Source organism: Saliphagus sp. LR7, assembly GCF_003344565.1.
Classification (GTDB): Archaea; Halobacteriota; Halobacteria; order Halobacteriales; family Natrialbaceae; genus Saliphagus; species Saliphagus infecundisoli.
In genome coordinates this window covers 1-1351 of record NZ_QPND01000072.1, presented here as the reverse complement: position 1 = coordinate 1351, position 1351 = coordinate 1, and the positions used below count along the sequence as shown (strand labels likewise).

General features: G+C 56.8%; 1 protein-coding gene. It reads right to left on the bottom strand.

The features are described from left to right. Positions 1–192: 192 nt before the first annotated feature. A complete protein-coding gene (locus DVH23_RS25190) occupies positions 193–1305 on the bottom strand; it encodes a transposase (RefSeq protein WP_114579695.1) in 1113 nt (370 codons plus the stop codon). Between the last annotated feature and the right edge of the window lie 46 nt (positions 1306–1351).

The window sequence follows — 1351 nt, the reverse complement described above, 5'->3', positions numbered from 1 at the left end:
ACAGTAGACGCCGAATCAAATTGAAAGCGGACGAAGTTCGCCCTTCCCGTAACCTCATCGAGGAAATCAGGAACAGACCTTCACAGAACGGACTCGAAAAGTGAGGGATTGCCGCCGCTCGGCGGCGATCCCGAGCGTTACCACTCATCGTGGGCGTTCTGACCGGTGATCCCGGTCGGTGTGACTCAGCCACTACCCGTAGTCTGTCGAGAGAACGAACATGCGGAAGATTCGTGTCGAGAGTGGCGGTTTCTTCGGAAGTGAACCGTTCACCAGGAGGACGTTCGCTAACACCCACAGGTTGTACAGCGAAACTGCGAACAGGAAGTAGAACAAGCGAACCGAGAACGTCGGCGACGACGTTCTCGCCAAGAAATCACCGATCTGGCGATACGACGTTTCGATGCCCCAGCGGCGGCGGAACGCCGCCGCGTACGCTCTTGCTGTCTCAGGTTCTACGTCGAGGTTTGTGACGAACCAGACGTGATCGTCCTCGTTCGTGTGATGTGGCACAGCGAATACGGTGACATCGGCTACAGCTGTCGGTGGCCGGTTTCGCTGCATCCGATAAGCATCGACGACCGTCTCAGCGCCGGCGCTGAGACGGTCTTTCATTCCCTTGCTTGGCCGTGCACGGACGATGTAGTCGATCTCTAACTGTTCCAGTTCTGTAACGACATGCACCTGGTAGAAGCCTCGATCGAGATAGACGTGTCTGATCGACACGTACTGGCGCGCTTCGACGATGAGTGAGCGAACGGCTTCCTGCTTCGCACGGAAGCCGTTCGCGTCCAACGGGATCACAGCGAGAGTAAATCGAACACTGGGAGCAACGATACACAGCGTCGCAAAACAGTACGCTCGGGTCGTTCCAAGATCGGGATAGGTAGTGAGAACGTGATCAGTATCGGCTGAGCCGTAGAACCGCCACTCATGAAGATCGATCGCAACGTCAACACGAGAGGGAAGCAACCGCCGTGAGCGAAGAACCTCGAAGAGACGATCGCGGACGCCATCGAACTGAGCGTCGATGGCGTCCGCGGTGAGGTGTCGAAGATGATAGAGCAACGATTTCGCGAGCGGGTTCCGAGCCGTCGACGTGACGTCGACCGGCTCGGATCGATCCAACTGGACAGTCTTGCCACCCGTGTTAGCGAACTCGTGAGTGAACGCGATCCGAGAGAGGACTTGCTCGAAGTCCTCTCTCGTGTAGGATCCACAGGGTTTGATACCAAAATCCAGTTCTGGATAGACGACGCGTGAGGCGGCACGACAGACCTGTTTTGCTTCGTCGGTGTCGACCATGCCGACGACTACGAACCGAGTCGTCAGTTAGGTTCGGCAACTACTG